We start from the raw sequence: 6,430 nt of genomic DNA, 5'->3' as shown, positions 1-6,430 counted from the left end.
CGAAGCAGGGAATGCCGGATCACGTCCGGCCTGACGAGAGCGGAACGGCAGGGCTACAGCCTAACGTGAAACGCTCTAGCGCGTCTCGCCCCAGGTGTTCCAGTAGGTCAGCTCGCGACCCGGCCGGCGCGGCGCCGGCTTGAAATCCGTGCCCGTAAAATAGGCGATTGGCAGCAGCACGGTCTGGGTCACCGAGTCGGGGATACCCAGCAGCTGGGCGACTTCCTGCTCGTGGGTGAGGTGGAGGGTGGTCCAGGCTGAGCCCAGCCCCCGGGCGCGCAGGGCCAGCATTAACGACCAGGCCGAGGGCAGGACTGAGCCGTACAGCCCAGCCTGGGCGGCCGGGCTGGGGTCGGTGGCTCGGCCCTCAATACAGGCGATCAGCAGAACCGGGACCTCGTGCATGTGGTCTGACAGGTGCCAGGCCGAGGTGGCGATGCGCCCGCCGGGGGTAGACGGCGTATCGCTGGGACGCGGCCCGGCGTAGCGCTCAAAGCTCTGGCGATACAGGTCGGCAACAGCCTTTTTCTTGGCCGGGTCGGTGACGACCATGAAGCGCCAGTTCTGCTGGTTGCTGCCGGTCGGGGCTTGCAGGGCGATTTCAATGACCTCCTCGATAACCTGGGGTTCGACCGGCCGGCTGAGGTCGAGCCGTCGGCGCACGCTGCGGGTGGTGGTCAAGACATGATCGACCGCGCCCAGGTTCGCGACCGCCGGACTGGACGGAGCAGACTCCTGGCCGGACGCGGGAAGGGGAGGGAGGCTGAGGGCGAGCAGCCCCAGGGCCAGGGCAAAGCGGGTCGGGCGTCGTGTGGTAGTGCTCGTTTTTCGTGCGCGGTCTGGTGTAAAACCCATGTGGTAGCTCCTTTTCTCAGACCTGTGAGGGCAGCCATCTTAGCAGGCCGAGAGATGAAAGAAAGAAGACCGCCGCCCGGCATGTTGAGTTGACAAGGGAGAATCTGAGTAATAGGTGAGAGGCACCCCACAGTTCGATACCACAAAGGAGGTTCAGTATGGCCAGCCAACAGTTGCAACAGGTTCTGAGCATGTTCAAAGAGATGGGCGAGAAGATGGCCACGGCAAAAGACATGAACGAGATGCGGGCGATGATGATCGAGGCCCCGGCTCCCGACGGCGTGTCGTGCACCCCGGTCGAGGCCGGCGGAGTGTCGGCCGAATGGCACGCCGCCGAGGGGGCGGACGCGAACAAGGTCATTCTGTACGTCCACGGCGGCGGCTATGTCATGGGCTCGGCCGGCTCCCACCGCGACATGACCTCCCGGCTGTCACAGGCGGCCGGTGCGCGGGTGCTGTCGCTCAACTACCGCCTGGCTCCCGAGCATCCGTTTCCGGCCCCGGTCGATGATGCAGTGGCCGCTTACGGCTGGCTGCTCGACCAGGGCATCAGTCCGGCAAACATCGCCATTGCCGGCGATTCGGCCGGTGGCGGGCTGGCCATCGCCACCCTGCTGGCCATTCGCGATGCCGGTAAGCCATTGCCGGCGGCGGGCGTCGGGATTTCGCCCTGGGTCGATATGGAGGGCACCGGCGAGTCGATGACGACCCGGGCGGCGGCCGATCCGGTCGTGCAGAAAGAGGGCCTGCTGGGCATGGCCAAGCTGTATCTGGGCGACGCCGACCCCAAGAACCCGCTGGCCGCCCCCCTGCACGCCAACCTGGCCGGCCTGCCGCCGCTGCTCCTTCAGGTCGGCGACGCCGAGACCCTGCTGAACGATTCCACCCGGTTCGCCGAACGGGCGCGCAAATCCGATGTGGACGTGACCCTCAAGGTGTGGGACGAAATGCCGCACGTGTGGCATATGTTTGCCGCGCTCCTGCCCGAGGGGCAGCAGGCGATTGAGGAGATCGGCTCCTTCTTCAAGGCGCATACTGCCTAGCGCCCTCCGCTCTAGCCGCTACCGCTCGGCGGCTAGAGCGCATACTTCAGCTCCACCGAGAGAAATGGAAGTCAAAATTGATCCCCATACTCTGGAGCGTGCCGAAGAGCGAGGAACGAATGCAGAAGAAATCAGAGCGGTCATTCGGACTGGCTCCCCCATACCGGCGAGACACGGTCGCAAAGCCAAAGCCCGCACCTTCAAGTTCCAAGAGAAATGGGGCGGTCGGTATTATGAGGAGAAAAGGGTTGAAGTCGTGTATGCTGTTGAGCGGGGTCTGATCATTACTGTGACGGTCTATGTCTTCTATGGCAGATGGGAGAAGCCTAGTGCGGATTCTGTATGACGCAAAGACCGATCTGCTGTACATGCGTCTCGACGACCAAAAGCAGCAGGTGGTGAACAGACGCCTCTCCGAGGATATTGTCTTGGATATGGGGGAAGGCGACCGAATCGTCGGAATCGAGATTCTGGATGCATCCAAACACGTCAATCTCGAAAATCTTCTGCCAGTGGAATACGAAGCTGTGAGTCCCGCGGGCGAGTAGGGTTGCTGGTCATTTCCACGCTGCGTACCGGCGGACAAGCCTGGGAGCAAGCCGATAGGCGACGCTGACAGATCCGATACTCGGTCGTAGTGGTTCCCTCTCCGCTCGGTCTTTCCGACCAGACCACATGCCAGCTCTTTTTTAGCCTTTGGCCGCAGTTCGCCGGCCCGTAATGTCGTACAACTCGGCCACATTGCCGCCCAGCAGCTTGGCCCTGGCCTCGGGCTTGAGCAGGCCGACCATGTCCCGCAGGTCGTCCATCACACCGGGTTTGGCCTCGGAGTGGGGATAGTCGCTGGCCCAGAAAAAGCGGTCGTCGCCAACCAGATCGATGATGGCCGGTACTGTCTTTTCGTCTGGGTCGCACGAAATCCAACACTGGGCTTTGAACAGCTGACTGGGCGGCCGGGTCATCTTTCTGCTGAACCGCCCGATCGACTCGTACTTGGCGTCCATGCGTTCGAGCCAGGCGCTGATCCAACCCCCGCTCGACTCCAGCACAATCAGTTTCAGGCCGGGGAATCTTTCAAACGTGCCGTACTGGAACAGGGTGGTAAAAGCGGCCTGGACGGCCAGGGATGACATGACCGTAAAATACCAGCTCTGGCCGCGCATGCCGTCGAAGTGGGCCGCAGCCATGGGCGGGTTGGGCTCAATTGTGGGGTGAATGCCGATCGACACCCCCAGCTCGGCGGCCTTGGCCCAGAACGGATCGTGGTCGGGATGACCGTGGGGGACGCGGCTAATCGTATGCGGAGCCACAAACGCGCCCCGCGCGCCGGCCTTGACGCTGCGCTCCAGCTCGACCACGGCCCGCTCGACATCGCCCAGCGAGATATGGGCGATGGGGATCAGGCGGTCGACGGAGTCGGCGCAGAAATCGACGATCCAGCGGTTATAGGCCCGACAGTAGGCGTCACACAGGGCGGCGTCAAAGACCTCGGGTTCCCACAGCAGGGCCAGGGAAGGGTACAGCACCGAGGCGTCCACGCCCTCCTGGTCCATGTAGGTCAGCCGTTCACGGGGGTCCATGGCGCCCAGCGGGGCGGTGCCGACGTAGGTCCGGTCCGGCCGGGGCATGAGTTCCTGGGGACTTTTGCCATAGCCGCCGACGGCGAACAGCATGCCCCCGGAGTTGCGCTTGGACCTCGTGCCGTCGATCTCCAGATACTCCAGACCGCGCTCGTCGGTTTTGATACAGATCGGGCGGTCGCGGAAGGCCGGGTCGATGTAGCGCTGCCACAGGTCGGGCGGCTCAAGGATATGGGCGTCGGCGTCAATGACCGTGTCGGTGTGGCGTGTCATAGGGGTCGTCCTTTCAGCATCATCGCTTACCACAGCGTTCGGACTGGATACTGTTGCATGAACGGATCAGGGCTGACGAGCACCAAACCGTGAGTAAGCGCTTGGCATATCAGGAGTCGGTCGAACGGGTCTCGGTGTAGCGTCGGAAGACGGGCCACAGCCAACACTGCTTCCTCTTCAACGGGGAGGGTTGTCAGTCCAAGCAGCGCTCGCTGGGTAGGAATAAATTGTCCTGGTTGATCTGGTAAGGGGAGCTTGCCGAGGGCGTGTTTGATTGCAATTTCCCAGGCCGAAACAGCGCTCAGGTACACTTCATTATCCGGGTCTATGACGGTCAGACGCGCCTGAGCAGAGAGTTCCGGGGCATCGTCCGTCATCCATAAGAATGTGCAGGTATCCACCAACACATTCATGAATCTCTTCCCTCAAAAGCCCGCAAAATCTCTTCCGGCAAAGGCTCGAAAAACTCCGGCGGGACTGCGACTTTGCCTTTTGCCGTCCCGAGCTGGCGCGGTGTTTTCCGCTGCTTGGGCAGGGGCCGAATTTCAGCTATAGGGACGTTATGTCGGCACAGCAGAATGGTCTCTCCCGCTTCGATGTCCTTCAGATAGCGGGACAGGTGGGTTTTGGCCTGATGGATATTCAGTTTAATCATGAGGCTGAGATTAGACTAAAAATTAGACTAATTCAAATCTTCCTGGAAACGGATTGGCGAAACTTGACACACGGTGCGACACGTTGACAAGGCGGGTGGTGTGTGACTCTGTGGGCGTGCCGGGGAGGGCAGACTCATGCAGGCGTCGTTGAAGCCTTCAAACACCGGGGCTGGCCAACCCCGCCGGCCCTGTTCCGCTCGGAGGTCGGCCAGCAGTCGCTCGGACTGGCTCTGGCCCAGGCCAAACTGGCCGACGAACTCGGCTTTGACTGGGTCAGCTGCTCGGAGCATCACTACACGCCCCTGCTTCAAACGCCCAACGCGGCCGTGTTTGCCGCCGCCCTGAGTCAGGTCGTGGGCCGGGCCAAGATCGCCGTGCTGGGGCCGCTGGTGTCGATGAACAATCCGGTCCGGATTGCCGAAGAGATCGCCATGCTCGATCAGCTCAGCGGCGGCCGTCTGGTGATCCTGTTTCTGCGCGGTACGCCGAACGAGTTTCTGGCCTACGGGACCAACCCGGATGAGACCCGGGCTCGCACCCAGGAGGCCAGCCTGCTGATTACCCGTGCCCTGACCGAGCCGCAGCCGTTCGGCTGGGAGGGGCGTTACTACCGTTTCCGTACCGTGTCGGTGTGGCCGGGGGCGGTCCAGCAGCCCCATCCACCCCTGTACTATTCGGGCAACAGCCTGGAATCGGCCTCGTTTGCGGCCGCTCACCAGCTGGGGCTGGGCGTGTCGTTTTATCCCGGCCATATCACGGCCCAGATGACCGGCCACTACAAGCAGGAATGCGCCAAGCACGGCTGGCAGCCGACTCCCGAGCAGCTGTTGTACCGCTGCTTTGGCGTGGTGGCCGAAGACGATGCCGGGGCCGCCGAGCTTGAGAGCCGCTTTTTCAGCGGGGACGGGGCGGCCAACCTGTTTCGGGGCCGCGGGGCTGCGATCCCGCCCCCGACCCAGGTCCAGCCCGGTTTTGGACTGGGCGAGCTGCGCTTCTGCGGCAGTCCGGATACCGTGGTCAGGCAGATCACGGATTTCCATGAAACCACCGGGGTCGGGGTGCTGGATATCGGCTTTGGCGGGGCCGGGATCAGCCTCGAAGAAGCCGAGCGGTCGATGCGGCTGTTTGCCACCGAGGTCTTGCCCCGCGTTTGTCACCTGGGCGTTGCGGCTACGGCCGGGGCGTAGGCCGGGGGGATGCCATGAGCGGACCGAGTGCCGAACGCTCCATACAGCTGGACGGGAAGCCGCTGCGGTATCTGGAAGCCGGGCAGGGCAGTCCGGTGCTCATACTGGAGTCTGAGCTGCGGCTGTCTGCCTTTGCCGGCCTGCTGGCCCAGCAGTTCCGGGTCGTCGTCCTGGAGCTTCCGGCCTCGGCGGACCAAGATGACCAAGATGACCAAGATGACCAAGACCGGGCCGTGGTCGCCAGCCGACTGAACCGGGCGGTCGCCACGATTGGTCTGGATCACTATGTGGTGATCGGCAGCGACGACGCGGCCGCGCTGGCCGTGTGGCAGGCTGTTGACGCACCGGAGCACATTGACGGGCTGGTGCTGATATCACCAACGGTGCTGCTGCCTGAGACTGCCGCTGAGACTGCTCTGGTCGAACGCTTGGGCGAGGTACGGGCGCCAACCCTGGTGCTGTTCGGCACGAACGATCCCGCCATCCCACCGGAAACGGGCCGGCTGTACGTCGAGCGTCTGCCCGAGTGTTACTACGCCCTGAGCTATGATGCGGGCCACGATATTGCGGCCGACCGGCCCGAGGCGCTGTTTGAGGCGGTGAGCGACTTCGTCGAGCGCCGCGGCACGTTTATTGTCGAGCGCAACAGCACGGCGCTGCATCCCTGAACGCTGCCACGGGCGCCACCCGGATATGGGCGTCAGCGACGCGCACGACGCCGTTGTGGCCGGTTAGGCGGACTGTCCTTTCAGCATTGCGGTGTAACGTCTCTGCATCTCCTCGGGAGACAGCTCTTCGATGCTGTGTCCGATGTTCCAGCGATGGCCAAAGGGATC

General features: G+C 63.1%; 8 protein-coding genes. 4 read left to right on the top strand and 4 right to left on the bottom strand.

Translation table 11 applies throughout. The annotated features are described in order from the left end of the window. Positions 1-75 precede the first annotated feature (75 nt). Positions 76-855 (bottom strand): nitroreductase family protein, encoded by a 780-nt coding sequence (locus J4F42_21795; protein MCE2488157.1) that lies wholly within the window; start codon positions 853-855, stop codon positions 76-78. A 158-nt stretch (positions 856-1,013) separates the two neighbouring features. On the opposite strand from J4F42_21795, the gene J4F42_21790 reads away from it, so the two are divergent. Further along, entirely contained in the window at positions 1,014-1,898 is an 885-nt protein-coding gene (locus tag J4F42_21790) for an alpha/beta hydrolase (GenBank protein ID MCE2488156.1), read from the top strand. A gap of 329 nt (positions 1,899-2,227) precedes the next feature. Next, a complete protein-coding gene (locus J4F42_21785; protein ID MCE2488155.1) occupies positions 2,228-2,446 on the top strand; it encodes a DUF2283 domain-containing protein in 219 nt (72 codons plus the stop codon). Between the two features lie 141 nt (positions 2,447-2,587). Here the strand turns inward: J4F42_21785 and J4F42_21780 are convergent, their stop codons facing one another. From J4F42_21780 to J4F42_21770, 3 genes are read right to left on the bottom strand one after another with little or no spacing between them, the layout of a single operon-like run. Next, positions 2,588-3,751, bottom strand: a complete 1,164-nt coding sequence (locus J4F42_21780) for an amidohydrolase (GenBank protein MCE2488154.1) — start codon at positions 3,749-3,751, stop codon at positions 2,588-2,590. Positions 3,752-3,777: 26 nt separating this feature from the next. Further along, positions 3,778-4,164, bottom strand: coding sequence for a type II toxin-antitoxin system VapC family toxin (locus J4F42_21775; protein MCE2488153.1), 387 nt, complete (start codon positions 4,162-4,164; stop codon positions 3,778-3,780). Next, positions 4,161-4,406: a type II toxin-antitoxin system Phd/YefM family antitoxin gene (locus tag J4F42_21770; GenBank protein ID MCE2488152.1), complete on the bottom strand. Its 246-nt coding sequence runs from the start codon at positions 4,404-4,406 to the stop codon at positions 4,161-4,163. The genes J4F42_21775 and J4F42_21770 overlap by 4 nt, the downstream gene beginning before the upstream one ends. Positions 4,407-4,508: 102 nt before the next feature. Between J4F42_21770 and J4F42_21765 the strand changes: the two genes are divergently transcribed. Together J4F42_21765 and J4F42_21760 are read left to right on the top strand one after the other, a co-directional pair. Continuing rightward, a complete protein-coding gene (locus tag J4F42_21765) occupies positions 4,509-5,594 on the top strand; it encodes an LLM class flavin-dependent oxidoreductase (protein ID MCE2488151.1) in 1,086 nt (361 codons plus the stop codon). 14 nt (positions 5,595-5,608) lie between these two features. Further along, the gene (locus J4F42_21760; protein ID MCE2488150.1) at positions 5,609-6,262 is read left to right on the top strand and encodes a hypothetical protein; all 654 of its coding nucleotides are present in this window, start codon (positions 5,609-5,611) and stop codon (positions 6,260-6,262) included. Positions 6,263-6,430 lie beyond the last annotated feature (168 nt).

The organism is Desulfurellaceae bacterium (assembly GCA_021296095.1).
Classification (GTDB): domain Bacteria; phylum Desulfobacterota; class Binatia; order Bin18; family Bin18; genus JAAXHF01.
The sequence above is the reverse complement of the archived record's forward strand: the minus strand, read 5'-3'. Positions and strand labels throughout refer to the sequence as shown.

Excerpts from the sequence above, each read along its gene's own strand:
- J4F42_21795 (MCE2488157.1), bottom strand. The coding sequence starts at position 855 with ATGGGTTTTACACCAGACCGCGCACGAAAAACGAGCACTACCACACGA.
- J4F42_21790 (MCE2488156.1), top strand. The coding sequence starts at position 1,014 with ATGGCCAGCCAACAGTTGCAACAGGTTCTGAGCATGTTCAAAGAGATG.
- J4F42_21780 (MCE2488154.1), bottom strand. The coding sequence starts at position 3,751 with ATGACACGCCACACCGACACGGTCATTGACGCCGACGCCCATATCCTT.
- J4F42_21775 (MCE2488153.1), bottom strand. The coding sequence starts at position 4,164 with ATGAATGTGTTGGTGGATACCTGCACATTCTTATGGATGACGGACGAT.
- J4F42_21770 (MCE2488152.1), bottom strand. The coding sequence starts at position 4,406 with ATGATTAAACTGAATATCCATCAGGCCAAAACCCACCTGTCCCGCTAT.
- J4F42_21760 (MCE2488150.1), top strand. The coding sequence starts at position 5,609 with ATGAGCGGACCGAGTGCCGAACGCTCCATACAGCTGGACGGGAAGCCG.